This is a genomic window from Shewanella basaltis (assembly GCF_023283885.1).
Lineage (GTDB): Bacteria > Pseudomonadota > Gammaproteobacteria > Enterobacterales > Shewanellaceae > Shewanella > Shewanella basaltis.
Window position 1 is genome coordinate 259,580 of record NZ_JAKILA010000002.1, and the last position, 18,724, is coordinate 278,303.

Below are 18,724 nucleotides of genomic sequence, written 5' to 3' on the forward strand. Positions count from 1 at the left end.
GGGGCACCAATGAGTTTTATCGATAACCGTATATTGTAATCAGAGGGTATTATGGCATTAACATCAGTTGGTATTGGCTCGGGCATTGATATTGGTGGTATTGTGACCGCGCTTGTTGAAGCAGAAAGTGCTGGTAAAATTGCCCAGTTTGATGCCAACGAAGGCACCATCACTGCAACTATTTCTGGTATTGGTTCTTTGAAAAGTGTGATGTCTGAATTTAATGACAAGTTGGCTACACTCATGGATGCAGATACTTTCGGCAGTCAGAAGGTCGCTTTATCAACTAAAGATTATTTAACTGCGACAGTTGATTCTACTGCAGTGTCGGGCAGTTATCAGGTTAAAGTAGAGCAATTAGCTCAAAGTCAAAAAGTGGGCTCTGGTGTGGTGGCCGATAGCACCAGCACCATAGGTACAGGCTCATTATCCATCGCTGTTGGCAGTAATAGTTTTAATATTGATGTAGAAGCCACAGATACCTTAACAGAAATCATGAACAAGATTAACAGTTCTGATGATAACGATGATGTTACCGCCACCATTATTAACGGTGAGTTAGGCCCCCAACTGGTGTTAGGCTCTAAAAATACTGGTTTAGACAATACTATTAGTGTTACAGCGACTGATACTGACGGCAATACTGGTTTAGCTGATACCTTTACCATGACAGAATTAACCCCTGCTAAAAATGCCATCGCTTATGTTGATGGAGTTAAAATTGTTTCTCAATCAAATGATATAGATGAGGCTATTACAGGTGTGTCACTATCACTAACCGCAGCAGACATTGATAAAACAACAACCCTCACTGTTAGTCGTGATACAACAAAAACTAAAACCGCAATAGAAGGCTTTGTTGAAGCCTATAATACGGTAATGAGTACGATTAAAAGTCTCTCAAGTTACAATGCTGATACTGAGCAAGCTGGTATTTTGCAGGGAGATTCGTTACCGCGTAGCATTCAAAGCCAGATGCGCAACATGTTATCCAGTCAATACAGCACCTCTGATGGTGACAAAATGCTAGCAACTCTTGGTATAACGACGACTCGAGAAGGTTTACTAGAAATTGATTCAACCACGTTAACAGAAGCGATTGACAATGATACAGGCGCCATTGCTGAAATGTTTAGCACCGAAGATACTGGTCTTGCTAGTAAGATGTCATCATATATGGATATTTATGTTAAATCAGGTGGGATTTTAGAAAGCAGAGATTCATCTTTAGATGATCAATTGAGCCGTTTAACCGATAGTCGTGATGCTTTAACTGCAAGGATGGAGGCGTATAGTGAACGTTTGTATGCCCAGTATAATGCCATGGATTTAGTTGTTGCCAGCTTAAACAGTACTTCAAGCGATTTACAGTCTCGCTTAGACTCATTACCTGGTTTGGTGAATAACAACTAGGTTTTATCTTACTGTAATGTTTAGGGGTAGTTGCCATTATAAAGGCAACAAGCTAGTTTTTTTGAATTAAAAAAATGATTTAACAATGACGTGGCAATGGTGTAAAAAGCGATGATAAGTTAAATACCCGTGACACGGATAGAGAATGTTAACGTGCTAGAGCAGAGGTTTTTTTGGCTAACCCAATGACCGAAATTGATAATGTTAATAATAAACTGATGCTTGTTATTGATAAAATTGAAAAATCTAAAGCAGAAGATGAAACTGTTACAGATTTGGTATCAGAATTGCAAGTACTGATTGAGACGCGTCAAAAGTTATTGCATGCCCTAGTGTCTGATACCAATTTTACTGATCGAGCAGTGCTCGAGCAACAGTTTGATTTGACCCAGACATTCATTAAGCGAAGTCGCAAAATAATGGATTTTAGGCAATCCTTGTTGCAGGCAGGCAATACCACTAAACGCCAAATTAATGTGTATAAAGCAATAGATTCAAATAGGTAGGTGTAATTATGCGCGGTTCAATGCAATCATATCGTAAGGTTTCTGTTGACAGCAACATGTCTGTGGCAACGCCACATCGTATTATTCAAATGTTATTAGCGGGAGCATTAGAGCGTTTAGCTCAAGCTAAGCTTGCAATAGAAAAAGGCGACATTGCCAATCGTGGCTTACTAATTGGTAAGGCTATTGGCATTGTTAATGGCTTAAACGGCAGTTTAAACATGGATGCCGGCGCCGATGTGGCCGGAAATTTGACTCAGTTATACGATTACATGCTGCGTAGAATGACGGAAGCTAACATTAATAATGACCCACAAGCCATAGACGATGTAGTGTCGATTTTAAAAACCATTAAAGAAGGTTGGGATGCTATTCCGCAGGATCAACATCACCTGACCTCTGAGGCAAGTTAATCGATACAGCACACTGTATTTACACCAAAAAAGACGCTCTGCGTCTTTTTTGCTTTGTGGCGATTATTAACGGCTCAGGTTTGCTTTAACTGATTATAATTCTGCTATCGCTGACTAAATGGACAATTCTTTGGCTGAAAAAACAGCATTTTCATTAAAATTGTGCCTTGATGTAGATAAAATGTAACTGTTGCTTGCTTCTGACGGGCTGATAATACAATATTTATCATTGAGTTCGTTATTCTTGGCTTTATATAACAGAATCACGACCCTGTTTTAGTAATAATGATAGAATAATGTCAATGTGGTCAGTTTTTTGGCGGCTTTTTTGGCTATAATGTATTTCGGTTTTGTTGCTTTTTTGCAGCGTAACTTTCCTGGATAAAAACCTTTAACAAGAGCTTTTGGCCTTCTGAATGATGCAAATAGAACAAAGAATTTTAATTGTCGGTACCCCATCAGAGCGCGTGACTCGTTTGTGCTGTATTTTCGAATTCTTAGGTGAGCAGTGTGAGTTAGTCTCTAATGAATCTATATTGACATTAATCGAGCAATCACGTTTTCGTTCTGTTGTTATTGTCAACGACAATAACAACACTGAAGACAGCATCAAAAACATTGCATCAATTGCACCTTGGCAACCCATTCTGTTGCTTGGTGAGTCTGAAGTGCACCTGTCTAATGTCTTGGGGCAAATAGAAGAACCGATTAACTATCCGCAATTAACTGAATTACTTCATTTTTGTCAGGTATTTGGCCAGGCTAAAAGAGAGCATACCTTAACCAGTGGTAACCAAACTAAATTGTTCCGCAGTTTGGTTGGGCGCAGCGAAGGTATCGCTAACGTTAGGCATTTAATTAATCAAGTCTCTGGTTCAGATGCGACGGTGCTAGTGTTAGGGCAGTCAGGTACGGGCAAAGAGGTTGTTGCGCGTAATATTCATTATTTATCCGAGCGCCGTGATGGACCATTTATCCCGGTCAATTGTGGTGCTATTCCGCCTGAACTACTTGAAAGCGAACTGTTTGGCCACGAGAAAGGCTCATTTACAGGTGCTATTTCTGCACGTAAAGGCCGATTTGAGTTAGCCGAAGGCGGCACGCTGTTTTTAGACGAAATCGGTGACATGCCATTGCAAATGCAAGTTAAATTATTGCGTGTGCTGCAAGAGCGTGTATTTGAACGTGTTGGCGGCAGTAAAACCATTTCAACAGATGTACGTATTGTTGCTGCAACTCATCGTGATTTAGAAACGATGATCTCAGAAAATGAATTCCGTGAAGATTTATATTACCGCCTTAATGTTTTTCCGATTGAAATGCCAGCCTTGAGTGAACGCCGCGATGATGTTCCCTTGTTATTGCATGAGTTAGTCAATCGGGTATTTAATGAAGGTCGAGGTAAAGTGCGCTTTACCCAGCGCGCCATTGAGTCGTTAAAAGAGCACAATTGGTCTGGTAACGTCCGAGAATTATCTAACCTCGTTGAACGGTTAACGATTTTATATCCAGGCGGCTTAGTTGATGTAAATGATTTACCGCATAAATATCGTTACATTGATGTACCAGAATACTGCGTTGAAATGAGTGAAGAGCAACTTGAGCGGGATGCGTTAGCGTCAATCTTTAATGATGAAGAGCCTGTCGACTTGCCTGAAACTCGGTTCCCGAGCGAGTTACCCCCAGAAGGCGTGAATCTTAAAGACTTGCTGGCAGAACTCGAGATAGACATGATCCGTCAAGCATTAGAGCAACAGGACAATGTCGTTGCCCGTGCCGCAGAAATGCTTGGGATCCGCCGCACTACTTTAGTTGAAAAAATGCGTAAATACGGCATGAGCAAAGAATAACCCTTAGCCTATAATTGCTTTGAATCGTTATTAGCTACTCAACCTTAAAACACATCTACGGATGTGTTTTTTGCTTCTAGAACTAGCACCACCCGCACGTCATCCTCGAGTGCTTTAATCGGGGATCCAGGTGTTTCTTAGCCCCTAGCAGAACGCAGTCCGCCCTAGAACCTAGCCCCCAGATGTTGCACCACCACGCACGTCATCCTCGAGTGCTTTTATCGGGGATCCAGGTGTTTCTGTTGGCTTAGATTTTAGCTCTCAGGACTTAGGGCTTAGGACTTAGAACCTAGCAACCAGATGTTTACTACCCACGCACGTCATCCTCGAGTGCTTTTATCGGGGATCCAGGTGTTTCTATTGACTTAGATTTTAGCCCCCATTTCTTAGCACCTAGCACCTAGCAGGACGAAGTCCGTCCTCAGGCGAGCCTGCGAGTTCCCAGCTCCCGATTCTAGCCTTGGCACACTTAATGCATAAACCTTGTCAAATGTAATTCTTTTGACGGAGTGGCCATGTATTCAGCTCGAGTGATATCAAACCCGCATAGGGCAGAGGTTGAGTTGCCTGCCGCTGCATTGTTTAATGCCTCTGCGTATGCATCGGTTCAGGTGAGCTATCAGCCCAGTGAAGGTGCCATTCGTCAAAGCATAGCGCATACTAAAGTGCCGACACATACGCTAACTGTAAGCGCTCATTCAAGTAAGGCTGCCAATATGTCTAATCAAATGGCGCACATTTTACAAGCGATGCCATCAGGTGTGGTGATTATTGATGGTGATGGTGTGGTCACACTAGCAAACCCCGTCGCCACAGAGTTGCTGGGACGACCTTTACTCGGTGCGCGTTGGTTCGACATTATCCATCGCGCATTTGCGCCGCAAGATGATGATGGTCATGAAGTGTCGCTTAAAAATGGTCGTAGAGTTAAATTAGCCATTACACCATTAGCACCAGAACCTGGGCAGTTAATCGTGTTAACGGATTTAACTGAAACGCGTTTATTACAAAAGAATTTATCTCATTTACAGCGCTTATCTTCACTCGGGAAAATGGTTGCAACATTGGCGCATCAGGTACGTACACCACTTTCTGCAGCTTTATTATACGCGTCAAATCTTGCTAGCCCAAAGTTAACCGATGCAGCAAGACATAAGTTTCAGTCAAAATTAGTTGATCGTTTAAACGAGTTAGAACGTCAAGTTAATGACATGTTATTGATGGCAAAAGGCCGCCAAGACAGCATGGCCGAGTCGGTCACTATGGATGACATCATTACCCACGTCATGGCCAGTTGCGAGCCAATAGCAGACAAGAAGCAGTGTCAATTGGAGTGGGAAGATAGCTCGCATTCGACCATGCTCGCGAATGTTAATGCGTTAAGTTCAGCGGTAAATAATTTAGTGATGAACAGCATTGAGGCTGGGGCGACCAAAATTAAGGTCAGTGCCAGTGAAACCAAAGATGGACTATTATTAGACGTTATTGACAATGGTAAAGGGCTCGATCCTGCGATGCAAAAGCAGGTATTAGAGCCGTTTTTTACGACCAAAAGTCAGGGGACTGGCCTTGGATTAGCGGTAGTGCAATCTGTGGTACGCAATCATGGTGGGCAAATTCAGTTATCTTGTAAACCTGGTATGGGTTGCCATATACGCTTGTTTTTTCCACATGCAAAACATGCACATCATCAGGAGGTGACACATGGCTGAAGCGCATATCTTACTTGTTGAGGATGATGCTGATTTACGTGAGGCATTACTTGATACTTTATTGTTGGCTCATTATGAGTGTGTTGATGTTAGCTGTGCAGAAGAAGCCATTATTGCTTTGAAAGCCAATCAATTTGATTTAGTCATAAGCGACGTGCAAATGGACGGTATTGGCGGCATGGGGTTATTGAGCTATTTACAGCAGCATCAGCCCAAACTTCCTGTGCTGTTGATGACCGCCTATGCCACGATCAACAGTGCGGTAAGCGCAATGAAACTGGGCGCTGTTGATTACCTTGCTAAGCCTTTTGCGCCTGAGGTGTTATTAAATCAGGTGTCTCGTTATTTACCCTTGAAGCAAAACCACGATAAGCCTGTGGTTGCCGATGACAAGAGTTTAGCGTTACTGGCACTTGCACAGCGCGTTGCGGTGTCTGACGCCTCGGTGATGATCATGGGGCCAAGTGGCTCGGGTAAAGAAGTGCTAGCACGCTATATTCATCAACACAGCCAACGAAACGGACAACCTTTTATTGCGATTAACTGTGCTGCCATTCCAGAAAACATGCTTGAAGCCACACTCTTTGGTTATGAAAGAGGCGCGTTTACTGGGGCGTATCAAGCATGCCCTGGTAAATTTGAACAGGCTCAAGGCGGCACCTTATTATTGGATGAAATTTCTGAAATGGAATTAGGCTTGCAAGCTAAACTATTGCGGGTTTTACAAGAACGTGAAGTCGAGCGCTTAGGCGGCCGTAAAACCATTAAGTTAGATGTACGCGTATTAGCAACCTCTAACCGCGACCTTAAAGCGATGGCAACAGCGGGCGAGTTTAGAGAAGATTTATATTACCGTATTAATGTTTTTCCACTTACGTGGCCAGCATTGCACCAACGTCCAGCGGATATTTTACCACTCGCACGGCACTTATTAGCCAAGCATGCTAAAGCATTGAATATGACAATGGTGCCTAAACTTGATGATGCAGCCACACGGCGTTTACTAACACATCGTTGGCCGGGTAATGTTCGTGAACTGGATAACGTTATTCAAAGAGCATTAATTTTACGGGTTAATGATGAGATTGGAGTGAATGATATTATTATTGATTCAGCGGATGTAAATCTTTTGGCGAATGACAACCTTGATGCCGACAAACCTGCAGATATTGAAGGTTTAGGCGACGAGCTTAAAGCTCAAGAGCATGTGATTATTTTAGAAACCTTGAATCAATGCCAAGGCAGCCGTAAAAAAGTCGCTGAAAAATTAGGTATTAGCGCGCGTACTTTGCGTTATAAAATGGCCAAAATGCGTGATATGGGTATTCAACTACCAGCATAACGCGCAGTTTATTCAATAAATATTGACTAAAACAACTTATCGGCAATGTATGCGATAAGTTGTTTTTATTACTGAAATCCTGCTCTATTTCAATCTTGGCATCTATATTGCTTTAACTCCTTATAAGATTATTGTTGTCGTCAAAAAGTCGACGAAAGGGAGTGACATCATGCAGATCAGCGCCAATCCATTATTACAAGAAATGCAATCGCTTCGTGGCGAAATCGCCCCTTCTATAGGCTCATCTATTGCTCCTAATTTAACTCAGCAAGTCAACAATACAACCGGGGCGGATTTTAGCCAGTTATTGTCACAGGCTGTGGGTACGGTTAATGGCTTACAGCAAACATCGTCGAGCTTAGCTTCACGGTTAGACATGGGCGACACAACTGTGACCTTGTCTGATACCGTTATCGCCCGCGAAAAAGCGGGTGTTGCCTTTGAAGCCACAGTGCAAGTGCGTAATAAGTTAGTTGAAGCGTATAAAGAAATTATGAGTATGCCTGTTTAGTCGCTTTCGTTTTAAGCGCTAGGTAATTTTTCCACATCAGACATATAGCAGGTACATATTGTGAGCACAGACGTAATGGTAGGTTCAGATTCAACAATTGACGCCGGTGTCCAGCAAGAGAACAAGTCTGGGCTAATGAGCGGCGTTGGCGGTGCTGACATGATGCGCCAGGTGATCATGATTTTGGCTCTAGCAGTCTGCCTTGCATTGGCTGTGTTTGTCATGATGTGGGCGCAAGAGCCTGAATATCGTCCATTGGGCAAAATGGAAACGGCTGAAATGATCCAGGTACTGGATGTACTGGATAAAAACCAAATTGATTATCAAATCAATGTTGATGTGGTTAAAGTCCCTGAAGACAAATATCAAGATGTCAAATTACTGCTAAGCCGTGCCGGCATTGAAAGTAGCACTCAAACGAATGATTATTTAAGCCAAGACAGTGGTTTTGGTGTTAGCCAACGCATGGAGCAAGCACGTTTAAAGCATAGCCAAGAATTAAACCTCGCCCGTGCCATTGAAGAGCTCAAAAGTATTAGCCGTGCTAAAGTGATTTTAGCCCTGCCAAAAGAAAATGTGTTTGCGCGCAATGCATCAAAACCCAGTGCCACAGTAGTAGTAAGCGTGCGCCGTGGTGGATTAGGTCAAGAAGAAATTGACGCAATAGTTGATATTGTTGGTTCTGCAGTGCAAGGTCTTGAGCCCTCACGAGTGACCGTAACCGACTCAAACGGCCGTTTATTAAATTCAGGTAGCCAAGATGGCACATCTGCAAGAGCACGCCGCGAATTAGAACTTGTGCAACAAAAAGAAGCTGAATACCGTCGTAAAATTGAAGCGATTTTAATGCCGATTCTTGGGCCTGAAAACTTTACCTCGCAAGTTGATGTCAACATGGATTTTACCGCGGTAGAGCAAACGGCTAAACGCTTTTCGCCTGACTTACCCGCTATTCGTAGTGAAATGACAATAGAGCGTAATTCATCGGGTCAAAGTTCTGGCGGTATTCCTGGCGCATTAAGTAACCAACCGCCAATGGAATCAGATATACCTGAAGTGGCGGGTGAGGCAAGTACGTCAACTATTTCGGGTGATATGTCTAAAGAAGCGACTCGAAACTACGAGTTAGACACCACCATTAGTCATACTCGTCAGCAAATTGGTGTGGTTCGTCGTGTTAGTGTCTCGGTGGCGATAGACTTTAAACCGGGGCAGGTTGATGAGAATGGCCAAGTGTCGCGTGTACCACGCACAGAAGAAGAGTTAACCAATATACGTCGTTTACTTGAGGGGGCTGTGGGATTTAGTACTCAACGTGGTGATGCGCTTGAAGTGGTTACTGTGCCATTTATGGACCAATTAATTGAAGAGTTACCCGAGCCTGACATGTGGGAGCAACCTTGGTTTTGGCGTGCGATCCGATTGGGCCTTGGTGCATTGCTTATTTTAGTGTTGTTTTTAGCTGTGGTTCGCCCGATGCTGAAAAAACTGACAAATCCACAAGGCACCGACATGCCAGCAGATACTCGTCCTGGTCATGAGTTAGCCGAAATCGAAGATCAATATGCCGCAGACACGCTCGGAATGCTCAACACCAAAGAGGCGGAGTATAGTTATGCAGATGATGGTTCAATTCAAATACCTAATTTGCATAAAGATGATGATATGATTAAAGCAATTAGAGCACTCGTGGCCAATGAGCCTGAGCTTTCCACTCAAGTAGTTAAGAATTGGTTACAAGACAATGGCTAATGAAAAAGACAAAGAAAAGGCAAAACCTGTTGCATTTGACCCCGAGTCTCTGACGGGTGTTGAGAAAACGGCGATTTTGCTACTGAGTTTAAGCGAGGCAGATGCCGCATCGATTTTAAAACACCTAGAGCCCAAGCAGGTGCAAAAAGTCGGTATGGCGATGGCCGCAATGGATGACTTTGGCCAAGAAAAAGTCATTGGTGTTCACAAATTATTCTTAGACGACATTCAAAAGTTTTCTTCCATTGGCTTTAACAGCGAAGAGTTTGTTCGTAAAGCACTAACGGCAGCATTAGGTGAAGATAAAGCCGGTAATTTGATTGAACAAATCATCATGGGTAGCGGTGCTAAAGGCCTTGATTCGTTAAAGTGGATGGATGCTCGTCAGGTTGCGACGATTATTCAAAATGAACATCCACAAATCCAAACGATTGTGTTGTCCTACCTTGAGCCCGATCAAGCTGCTGAGATTTTTAGCCAGTTCCCAGAAAATACCCGTTTAGATTTAATGATGCGTATTGCTAACCTTGAAGAAGTTCAACCAGCTGCATTACAAGAGTTGAACGACATCATGGAGAAACAGTTTGCTGGCCAAGGTGGTGCGCAGGCCGCGAAAATGGGCGGCTTAAAAGCAGCGGCAAACATCATGAACTACCTTGATACTGGCATTGAAAGTCAGATCATGGAAACCATGCGTGAGTCTGATGAAGAAATGGCGCAGCAAATTCAAGATATGATGTTCGTGTTCGAAAACCTTATCGATGTTGACGATCGAGGAATTCAAGCCTTGTTACGTGAAGTACAGCAAGATATTCTAATGAAAGCACTAAAAGGTGCAGATGAAGCATTAAAAGAGAAAATCTTGGGCAATATGTCTAAACGTGCCGCTGAATTATTGCGCGACGATCTTGAGGCTATGGGGCCAATTCGTATTAGTGAAGTGGAAGTGGCCCAAAAAGAAATTCTGTCTATAGCTCGTCGTTTAAGCGACAGTGGCGAAATTATGCTTGGCGGTGGTGGTGGCGACGAGTTTTTATAATCCTTGTGTCGCGGTATAGCATCATTTGTTTGCCGCTACTCCCGATAGCTAATTAATTAAACATTACAAGTGATTGAATATGTCTGAATCAAAATCGTCTAAAAATGTCCTCAGTGTCGATGATGAAGTTGAATTCAGTCATTGGCAGTTGCCAGATATTACTCGAGATAAAAGCCAAGAGCCCTCGAATATGTTTGGTAAATCACCTCAACCCTATGAGTCAAAAAACGCGGCTGCCGAAAAATCAATGGCACCACCCACCATGGCACAAATTGAAGATATTCGTGCGGCGGCAGAGCAAGAAGGGTTTGAACAAGGCAAGCAAGAAGGTTATCAACAAGGTTTAGAACAGGGGCGCTTAGAAGGCTTAGAGCAAGGCCACCGTGAGGGATTTACACAAGGCGAGCAACAGGGGCTAGAGGCGGGACAGGTTGCTGTTAATCAGTTGACTGAGCAATTATCACAACTTATATCTCAGTTTGAACATCCTTTGTCTGTGTTAGACACTGAAATAGAATCACAATTACTGGCAATGACAATTAGCTTAGCTAAGTCAGTTATTGGCCATGAGTTAAAAACTCACCCAGAGCATATTTTGTCAGCTCTTCGTCAAGGGGTTGACGCCCTGCCGTTAAAAGAACAACGGGTTAAGTTGCGTTTAAACCAACATGATGCCGATATAGTGACGAAAAGTTACCCACCTGAGCAACTTGAACAACATCAATGGAAAATTGAAATCGACCCCATGTTATCTAACGGTGATTGCATTATCGAAAGCGTACGCTCATCGGTTGATTTGCGGGTTGAGCAACGTATCGAACAAGTATTTAATCAGTTAGAAGAACAAGCCAATCAATTAGATAAAAACGCTCAACAACTTAAGTCGACAACGCCGAATTATCAGTCTTTAGAGGTCGACGACTTGGCCTCGTATGATCAGCCATCCGCTGATCTGACTGACGATACGCAAGAGCCTGTTGACGGTAGCGATTCTGATGTTGCACCACAAAGCCAACAAGCTAATTTATCACCGCCAGAGATGGCTGATGAACAACCTAGTCAAGAAGCATCTGTTAAGCCCGATGATATGATTAAGGATAACGGATGAACCAACGCCAACAGCAACTGCGAGATAAACTGATTGTTCACCATAAAAAAGTGTTACCAATGCGCCCGGTAGCCAGTGGCCAATTGGTTAGGGTTGTTGGGTTAACACTTGAAGCAACAGGGTGTCGTGCGCCAGTGGGCAGTTTATGTTCAATTGAAACCATGGCAGGTGAATTAGTTGCAGAGGTGGTTGGTTTTGACGACAAGTTACTGTATCTAATGCCGATTGAAGAGCTGAGAGGCGTTTTACCTGGTGCGCGAGTCAAACCGTTAGGTGAACAGTCAAGTCTACACGTTGGCTTATCATTACTCGGTCGGGTGCTTGACGGCAGTGGCGCGCCATTAGATGGATTAGGGCCTTTAAATACCGATCAACAAGCCGCTCGTCACGGACCGAATATTAATCCGTTATCACGCAGAGCAATTACTGAGCCGTTAGATGTCGGCGTCAGAGCCATTAACTCCATGCTCACCGTTGGTAAAGGTCAGCGCATGGGGTTGTTTGCTGGCTCTGGTGTGGGTAAAAGTGTCCTTCTTGGCATGATGACCCGTGGCTCAACTGCAGACATTATTGTTGTTGGCTTGGTTGGCGAACGTGGCCGTGAGGTTAAAGAGTTTATCGAAGAAATTTTAGGTGAGGAAGGCCGAGCACGTTCAGTCGTAGTTGCTGCTCCAGCAGATACATCACCATTAATGCGTTTACGCGCCTGTGAAACATCGACACGAATTGCCGAGTACTTTCGTGATTTAGGCTACGATGTGTTGTTGCTTATGGACAGCTTAACCCGTTATGCCCAAGCTCAGCGTGAAGTTGCCTTAGCCGTTGGTGAACCGCCAGCCACCAAAGGGTATCCGCCCTCAGTATTTGCCAAATTGCCGCGCTTAGTTGAGCGCGCAGGAAATGGCGGCCCAGGGCAAGGGTCAATTACCGCGTTTTATACCGTATTAACCGAAGGTGATGATCAGCAAGATCCCATTGCCGATGCGTCGCGCGCGATTTTAGACGGTCACGTGGTGTTATCGCGTCAACTGGCTGACTCTGGACATTACCCAGCAATTGATGTCGAAGCCTCTATTAGCCGTGTGGCGCCCATGGTGATCAGTGCTGAGCATTTAGAAGCAATGCGTCGAGTAAAACAAATGTATGCGTTATATCAACAAAATCGAGATTTAATTTCGATAGGTGCTTACTCACAAGGTAGCGATCCGCGAATTGATAATGCTATTCGCCTACAACCAGCCATGAACGCTTTTTTGCGGCAGGGGTTTAAAGATGCGGTGAGTTTTGACGACAGTAAACTAATGCTCTCTCAAATTGCTGCTCAGTGCCAAGGCTAACCCATGGCCAAAACAGATCCTTTAGTTACAGTACTTAAATTAGCCGTTACCGCTGAAGAGAAAGCGGCATTGCAATTAAAAGCTGCTCAGTTTGAACGCCAAAAGCGCCAAGGCCAGCTAGATGCGCTTAATAACTACCGTTTAGATTATATGAAGCAAATGGAAAGCCATACCGGTAGCACTTTACGTGCAAATCAATATCATCAATTTCACCAATTTATTAAGCAAGTTGATCAAGCCATTCATCAGCAGGTTGCAGCTGTAGGAGATAGTGAGAAGCAAGTTGGCTATCGACAACAGCATTGGCAAGAAACCCAACAAAAACGTAAAGCAGTTGAAATGCTGTTAGCCAAGAAAGCAGATAAAGCCCTTATTGCGGAATTGAAACGCGAACAAAAAATGTCAGACGAATTTGCAATGCAACAATATTTTCGCCAACAAAGAAAGTAATACTGCCCCTTTGTGTTTTATCAGTGTCATCACCTCTGCGTTAGTCTGTCATTATGTGGTATTTGCGCATGTGGCATTTAAATTGCTTAATAGTCTTTATTAAAAAATAAAACGTCAGTGAAGTGACAGTATTTAACGTATAAACACTGTTGATGTTAAGCAATGATAGACAAAACGCTATGCATAGCGAACAAAAGTATGCACTTGATAATGGCCTATCAACTGATGATATAACCCCAAACTTGATATGATTTAAGTGGAGTCGATTATGCAGCAGATGAGCAATATTTTACTTGGCGTTGGCAATAAGTCAGCTGATGCCAGTTTAAAGAATAATATGCAAGATGTTGAAAATACATCATTCTTATCTGCTTTTAACCAGGCTAGTGAGCGAAGTTTAGTTGTTAAAACACCCCCTAACAATCTTGACGCTACGCAAGTTGAACCTCCTATTGTTGATGAGAGTTTAGATAATGAACTCAGCATGAACGAAGAGGTTGGAGCAACAGAAACAAGCGATGCTGATATGATTTTTGCTCAACTTAACATGGCAGACTCATTGGGTAAGCGTCGTCCACATGACGGAAATCAATTGCCGCTTATTGATAAACATGCCACTTATACAGATAGAAGCCTGACACTCGAACCCATCGAAAATAGTGTAGACGAGGTTAGCGTCGAATTAACCGGTGTTGATTTTGAGTCAATAGATCTTGAGTCTATTGGTATACAATCAACGAGTGCACAGCTTTTTGAAACCACTACAGCGTCAGTTAAAGACGAGTTTGCAACTGACGTTGATACCTTGGGAGTTAATCAAGCTAATACAGTCTTTACTGATGTTATCCAATTTGACACTCAACTAACATCTAAAGCGGCAATTGCACAGCTTAACCCCGAACAATTAGCCCGTTTAATGGCATTTAGTGAGCTTTCTGCACAAGAGTTACAGGCGTTAGACAGTCAAGAGTTAAATGAGCTTGTCATCGATTTTAATTTACAAGTACCTGCCGTAGATGAGTCAATTCTCGCGATGGCTGAACTTGAAAATGATGCGATCAGTGATGATGTCATTAATATCCTTAATCCTGAGCAACAAAACGAAATCGATAATGCATTGGCGGCAAGTATGATGGGGCAGCCTAATGTCAGCCAGATTAATAGCGTCACAAGCACTTTTGTTAAGTCACAACCCATGATTGATGAGTCTGTTCAATCTACTGTTGGGCAGACAACATCTTGGTCGATAGATCCCAAAAATGTACTTGGTGACAAAACACGTGTTGATGGCAACATTCAATCAAGCGCTTATGATGTGACAATATTAAAACAAGCTGAGATGTCAGTCGTATTAGAGACTGCCGCAACTAAGCGAGTGGTTGATTTTTCAGCCAATATTGCGCCTACTGATGGTGTTTTTGAGATGGTCGGTGATGGCGGTGACGTTGACAGTCAAGTTTTACAAAATCAAAGCAGTTTTACTCCTGTGCATAAAAGTGAAGTACCTCAGTTTCAATTGTCGTTAAGACCGCAAGCCGATGCGACTAATCAGATGCAGGAGATGATCCAGAAGTTTTCTCCGGTGATGAAACAGCAATTAATTACTATGGTCAGTAATGGTATTCAGCAGGCAGAGATCCGTCTTGACCCTCCAGAACTTGGACACTTGACGGTGAAAATACAAATTCAAGGCGATCAAACTCAGGTGCAATTTCATGTTGCGCAGTCGCAAACCCGCGAACTTGTAGAGCAGGCAATACCTCGTTTACGTGACATGTTGGCCAGTGAAGGCTTACAACTAACTGATAGTCAGGTATCGCAAGGTGGTAGCGGACGTGAACAACAACAAGGGCAATCAGAACAGCAAGGCCAAACCGCAGAGTCTCAGTTGGACGAAATATCAGCACAAGATGCAAACTTGATGACAAATACATCAAGGAGTTTACATTCTGCTATAGATTATTATGCTTAAGCAGGTAACCTATATACATACAAATAAAATGACTTATTAATAACAACTGGTTATTGAGCTCGTCATCATGTTAGTCACATTGTTGATTGGGAACCATTATGGCAGAACAAGAATTAGAGTTAGAAGATAGCGCAGCAGGCGGAAAAAAGAAGAATAAACTAGTGCTATTTGGTGGTATTGGCCTGGTCGTTATTTTATTAGGTGCTGGTGGGGCATGGTTTTTTATGGGATCAGATGATCCGGCTCCAGTCGCAGAGGCTGCTAATGCGCCAGCATCACAAGCCAGTGCGCCAGCGGTTGTCGCACAGGCGGACTATGTTGGCATGCCAAGGCCTTTTTTGTTCAACTTACCGGGTGTTGATCGTGCTCGTTTAGTTGAAATTAAAGTGCAATTAATGGTGCGCGGTGAAGATGACAGTATTTTAACCAAAAAGCATATCCCTTTGATTGAAGACGCACTGTTAACCACGTTTAGCGGAGCTGATGTGCAAAAGCTCAGCACCCAAGCCGGTAAAGATGAGCTTCGTCAATTAGCATTACTTAATGTGCAAAATACACTGCAACCAATAACAGGTAAAAAAGTGGTCGAAAAAGTCCTGTTTACTGGTTTTGTAATGCAATAACCAAATGCATTAATTGCTAAGGCTACAATGTGAGTGATTTATTAAGCCAAGATGAAATCGATGCGCTACTGCATGGTGTAGACGATGTTGATGAAGATGACATTGAAGAGAGTAGTGAAAATGCACGCTCTTACGATTTCTCTTCTCAAGACCGAATTGTTCGTGGTCGAATGCCCACGCTTGAAATCGTTAATGAACGTTTTGCGCGTCATTTGCGCATCAGCATGTTTAATATGATGCGCCGTGCTGCAGAAGTGTCAATTAACGGTGTGCAAATGCTTAAGTTTGGCGAATATGTCCATACTTTATTTGTTCCTACCAGTTTAAACATGGTGCGTTTTAGTCCTTTAAAAGGTACTGCGTTAATCACCATGGAAGCACGCTTAGTGTTTATATTGGTTGATAATTTTTTTGGCGGTGATGGACGTTTTCATGCCAAAATTGAAGGGCGTGAATTTACCCCAACCGAGCGGCGTATCGTTCAGTTATTGTTGAAAATTATCTTTGAAGATTATAAAGATGCATGGGCGCCTGTGATGGATGTCGAGTTTGAATATCTCGACTCAGAAGTTAACCCCGCAATGGCTAACATTGTTAGCCCAACCGAAGTTGTGGTGATTAACTCGTTTCATATTGAAGTCGATGGTGGCGGCGGTGATTTTCATATCACAATGCCGTATTCAATGATTGAACCTATCCGTGAATTACTCGATGCCGGTGTTCAAAGCGATAAGCAAGATACCGACATGCGTTGGTCGCAAGCGCTCCGTGATGAAATAATGGACGTCCAAGTCGGCTTTGATGCCAATATTGTTGAACACGAGGTGACATTACGTGATGTGATGGGCTTTAAAGCAGGTGATATTATTCCTATCGATTTGCCTGAACATATTATGATGCGCATTGAAGACTTGCCCACTTACCGTTGTAAACTCGGTAAGTCACGCGATAATTTAGCATTGAAAATCAGTGAGAAAATAGCTCGGCCTGAAACGGTTAAATCAGAACTCCAACTGGTTACCCGTAAAGGGAAGTCCCGAGAAATTTCAGATTTATAAGGTGATGTAAATGAGTACAGAAGATACGGGTGATGATTGGGCAGCAGCCATGGCTGAGCAAGCTTTAGAAGAAGCCCAGCAAGTTGAGCTTGATGAATTAGTTGACGAATCGAAGCCGATAACGAAAGAAGAAGCTGCAAAACTGGATTCCATTCTTGATATTCCGGTCACTATTTCGATGGAAGTCGGGCGAAGCTTTATTAGCATTCGTAACTTATTGCAGCTAAACCAGGGCTCAGTGGTTGAACTTGATCGTGTCGCGGGGGAGCCGTTAGATGTCATGGTTAACGGCACGTTAATCGCCCACGGCGAAGTGGTGGTGGTAAACGATAAATTTGGTATTCGTTTAACGGATGTAATTAGCCAAACTGAACGCATTAAAAAGCTGAAATAACCTTAAAGAGCAAAACCGGCCCAGTACAGGTTTTGCTACAGGTTTACAACACAAGGAATGACCGTGGCGAATATGATATCAATGCTCAGTGTGATGGCCCAAGCATTGACCGACACAGAAGCGACTAGCGCGGCAAACTCTGCAACAACGGCTGTACTCACTCGCACCTCTGATGTGTCAAATACAGCAACACTTGCCAATATGGTTGGCGGCTTGATTGTCGTATTGGCGGTCATTTTTGTATTAGCTTACATCGTAAAACGCCTCAACCTTGTACCTTCAAATGGCGGCGTAATTAAAACTCTGGCTGTAACGCCAATTGGTCAACGCGAAAAAGTGGTGCTAATTGATGTCAATGGTCAGCAATATCTTATCGGTGTGACCTCTCAAAGTATTAATCTCATTGACAAATTAGATGCAGCGGTAGACGTTCCTGACACCTCGTTTGCCAGCCGTTTGAAACAAGCCAAGGAACAGCAATAATGAATAAATACACCGCTGTGGTGGTAATGACCATAATGGCAATGGTCGGCTTATTTATGCCCTCTGATGTGCTTGCGCAAGATGGTATTTTACCAGCGGTAACAGTAACCACAGGTGCCGATGGTGCCACTGAATACTCGGTTACGTTACAGATATTGTTGCTGATGACCGCCATGAGCTTTATCCCTGCAATGGTGATAATGCTGACCTCTTTTACGCGAATTATTGTGGTGTTGTCTATATTGCGTCAAGCGTTAGGCCTACAGCAAACTCCGTCAAATCAAGTGCTAATTGGCATTAGTTTATTTATGACATTTTTTATTATGGCCCCAGTATTTGACAAAATTTATGTTGAAGCGGTTGAGCCTTACGTCAATGAAACCATGACCTTAACTCAGGCATACGATGTCGGCAAAGAGCCTATTAAACAGTTTATGTTGTCACAAGTTCGCACCACGGATTTGCAAACCTTTATTGAAATATCGGGATACAAGGACATTCAATCGCCTGAACAAGCACCGATGAGCGTTGTGATCCCCGCGTTTATTACCAGTGAACTTAAAACCGCATTTCAAATTGGCTTTATGTTGTTCGTGCCATTTTTAGTGTTAGACCTAGTGGTTGCCAGTATTTTAATGGCAATGGGTATGATGATGTTATCGCCTATGATTGTGTCATTGCCGTTTAAAATCATGTTGTTTGTATTAGTTGATGGTTGGGGTCTCGTGATGGGGACATTAGCAAACAGTTTTGGCATATAA

Annotated in this window: 18 protein-coding genes; all 18 read left to right on the plus strand. The window is 43.1% G+C overall.

Annotation, left to right across the window (positions count from 1 at the left end):
* Positions 1-51: 51 nt before the first annotated feature.
* Positions 52-1,413 carry a flagellar filament capping protein FliD gene (fliD, locus tag L2703_RS02935; protein WP_248969643.1) on the plus strand — a complete coding sequence of 454 codons (1,362 nt, stop codon included), beginning with the start codon at positions 52-54 and terminating at the stop codon, positions 1,411-1,413.
* A gap of 185 nt (positions 1,414-1,598) precedes the next feature.
* Complete coding sequence (locus tag L2703_RS02940) at positions 1,599-1,919, plus strand: flagella biosynthesis chaperone for FliD, FliT (RefSeq protein WP_248969644.1); 321 nt, start codon at positions 1,599-1,601, stop codon at positions 1,917-1,919.
* Positions 1,920-1,927: 8 nt separating this feature from the next.
* Positions 1,928-2,332 (plus strand): flagellar export chaperone FliS, encoded by a 405-nt coding sequence (gene fliS / locus L2703_RS02945; protein ID WP_248969645.1) that lies wholly within the window; start codon positions 1,928-1,930, stop codon positions 2,330-2,332.
* 416 nt (positions 2,333-2,748) lie between these two features.
* Positions 2,749-4,182 carry a sigma-54 interaction domain-containing protein gene (locus L2703_RS02950; protein WP_248969646.1) on the plus strand — a complete coding sequence of 478 codons (1,434 nt, stop codon included), beginning with the start codon at positions 2,749-2,751 and terminating at the stop codon, positions 4,180-4,182.
* A gap of 515 nt (positions 4,183-4,697) precedes the next feature.
* Positions 4,698-5,894, plus strand: coding sequence for a sensor histidine kinase (locus L2703_RS02955; protein WP_248969647.1), 1,197 nt, complete (start codon positions 4,698-4,700; stop codon positions 5,892-5,894).
* Entirely contained in the window at positions 5,887-7,236 is a 1,350-nt protein-coding gene (locus L2703_RS02960) for a sigma-54-dependent transcriptional regulator (protein ID WP_248969648.1), read from the plus strand. The genes L2703_RS02955 and L2703_RS02960 overlap by 8 nt, the downstream gene beginning before the upstream one ends.
* Positions 7,237-7,405: 169 nt before the next feature.
* The gene (gene fliE, locus L2703_RS02965; protein ID WP_248969649.1) at positions 7,406-7,747 is read left to right on the plus strand and encodes a flagellar hook-basal body complex protein FliE; all 342 of its coding nucleotides are present in this window, start codon (positions 7,406-7,408) and stop codon (positions 7,745-7,747) included.
* Between the two features lie 75 nt (positions 7,748-7,822).
* A complete protein-coding gene (gene fliF, locus L2703_RS02970; RefSeq protein ID WP_248969719.1) occupies positions 7,823-9,499 on the plus strand; it encodes a flagellar basal-body MS-ring/collar protein FliF in 1,677 nt (558 codons plus the stop codon).
* A complete protein-coding gene (gene fliG / locus L2703_RS02975) occupies positions 9,492-10,538 on the plus strand; it encodes a flagellar motor switch protein FliG (protein ID WP_248969650.1) in 1,047 nt (348 codons plus the stop codon). Before fliF ends, fliG begins: the two co-directional genes overlap by 8 nt.
* A 79-nt stretch (positions 10,539-10,617) precedes the next feature.
* The gene (gene fliH / locus L2703_RS02980; protein ID WP_248969651.1) at positions 10,618-11,646 is read left to right on the plus strand and encodes a flagellar assembly protein FliH; all 1,029 of its coding nucleotides are present in this window, start codon (positions 10,618-10,620) and stop codon (positions 11,644-11,646) included.
* A complete protein-coding gene (gene fliI, locus L2703_RS02985) occupies positions 11,643-12,983 on the plus strand; it encodes a flagellar protein export ATPase FliI (protein ID WP_248969652.1) in 1,341 nt (446 codons plus the stop codon). Before fliH ends, fliI begins: the two co-directional genes overlap by 4 nt.
* Positions 12,984-12,986: 3 nt before the next feature.
* Positions 12,987-13,433 (plus strand): flagellar export protein FliJ, encoded by a 447-nt coding sequence (fliJ, locus tag L2703_RS02990; RefSeq protein ID WP_248969653.1) that lies wholly within the window; start codon positions 12,987-12,989, stop codon positions 13,431-13,433.
* A gap of 268 nt (positions 13,434-13,701) precedes the next feature.
* Positions 13,702-15,405: a flagellar hook-length control protein FliK gene (locus tag L2703_RS02995; RefSeq protein ID WP_248969654.1), complete on the plus strand. Its 1,704-nt coding sequence runs from the start codon at positions 13,702-13,704 to the stop codon at positions 15,403-15,405.
* A 95-nt stretch (positions 15,406-15,500) separates the two neighbouring features.
* Positions 15,501-16,028 carry a flagellar basal body-associated protein FliL gene (fliL, locus tag L2703_RS03000; protein ID WP_428848640.1) on the plus strand — a complete coding sequence of 176 codons (528 nt, stop codon included), beginning with the start codon at positions 15,501-15,503 and terminating at the stop codon, positions 16,026-16,028.
* A 29-nt stretch (positions 16,029-16,057) separates the two neighbouring features.
* Positions 16,058-17,086: a flagellar motor switch protein FliM gene (gene fliM, locus L2703_RS03005; RefSeq protein WP_248969656.1), complete on the plus strand. Its 1,029-nt coding sequence runs from the start codon at positions 16,058-16,060 to the stop codon at positions 17,084-17,086.
* A gap of 10 nt (positions 17,087-17,096) precedes the next feature.
* The gene (fliN, locus tag L2703_RS03010; RefSeq protein ID WP_248969657.1) at positions 17,097-17,480 is read left to right on the plus strand and encodes a flagellar motor switch protein FliN; all 384 of its coding nucleotides are present in this window, start codon (positions 17,097-17,099) and stop codon (positions 17,478-17,480) included.
* A gap of 72 nt (positions 17,481-17,552) precedes the next feature.
* On the plus strand, positions 17,553-17,963 hold the full coding sequence (fliO, locus tag L2703_RS03015; RefSeq protein WP_248969720.1) for a flagellar biosynthetic protein FliO: 411 nt from the start codon (positions 17,553-17,555) through the stop codon (positions 17,961-17,963).
* 26 nt (positions 17,964-17,989) lie between these two features.
* Entirely contained in the window at positions 17,990-18,724 is a 735-nt protein-coding gene (gene fliP / locus L2703_RS03020) for a flagellar type III secretion system pore protein FliP (protein WP_418358968.1), read from the plus strand.

Excerpts from the sequence above, each read along its gene's own strand:
- fliD (WP_248969643.1), top strand. The coding sequence starts at position 52 with ATGGCATTAACATCAGTTGGTATTGGCTCGGGCATTGATATTGGTGGT.
- L2703_RS02940 (WP_248969644.1), top strand. The coding sequence starts at position 1,599 with ATGACCGAAATTGATAATGTTAATAATAAACTGATGCTTGTTATTGAT.
- fliS (WP_248969645.1), top strand. The coding sequence starts at position 1,928 with ATGCGCGGTTCAATGCAATCATATCGTAAGGTTTCTGTTGACAGCAAC.
- L2703_RS02950 (WP_248969646.1), top strand. The coding sequence starts at position 2,749 with ATGATGCAAATAGAACAAAGAATTTTAATTGTCGGTACCCCATCAGAG.
- L2703_RS02955 (WP_248969647.1), top strand. The coding sequence starts at position 4,698 with ATGTATTCAGCTCGAGTGATATCAAACCCGCATAGGGCAGAGGTTGAG.
- L2703_RS02960 (WP_248969648.1), top strand. The coding sequence starts at position 5,887 with ATGGCTGAAGCGCATATCTTACTTGTTGAGGATGATGCTGATTTACGT.
- fliE (WP_248969649.1), top strand. The coding sequence starts at position 7,406 with ATGCAGATCAGCGCCAATCCATTATTACAAGAAATGCAATCGCTTCGT.
- fliF (WP_248969719.1), top strand. The coding sequence starts at position 7,823 with ATGGTAGGTTCAGATTCAACAATTGACGCCGGTGTCCAGCAAGAGAAC.
- fliG (WP_248969650.1), top strand. The coding sequence starts at position 9,492 with ATGGCTAATGAAAAAGACAAAGAAAAGGCAAAACCTGTTGCATTTGAC.
- fliH (WP_248969651.1), top strand. The coding sequence starts at position 10,618 with ATGTCTGAATCAAAATCGTCTAAAAATGTCCTCAGTGTCGATGATGAA.
- fliI (WP_248969652.1), top strand. The coding sequence starts at position 11,643 with ATGAACCAACGCCAACAGCAACTGCGAGATAAACTGATTGTTCACCAT.
- fliJ (WP_248969653.1), top strand. The coding sequence starts at position 12,987 with ATGGCCAAAACAGATCCTTTAGTTACAGTACTTAAATTAGCCGTTACC.
- L2703_RS02995 (WP_248969654.1), top strand. The coding sequence starts at position 13,702 with ATGCAGCAGATGAGCAATATTTTACTTGGCGTTGGCAATAAGTCAGCT.
- fliN (WP_248969657.1), top strand. The coding sequence starts at position 17,097 with ATGAGTACAGAAGATACGGGTGATGATTGGGCAGCAGCCATGGCTGAG.
- fliO (WP_248969720.1), top strand. The coding sequence starts at position 17,553 with ATGATATCAATGCTCAGTGTGATGGCCCAAGCATTGACCGACACAGAA.
- fliP (WP_418358968.1), top strand. The coding sequence starts at position 17,990 with ATGACCATAATGGCAATGGTCGGCTTATTTATGCCCTCTGATGTGCTT.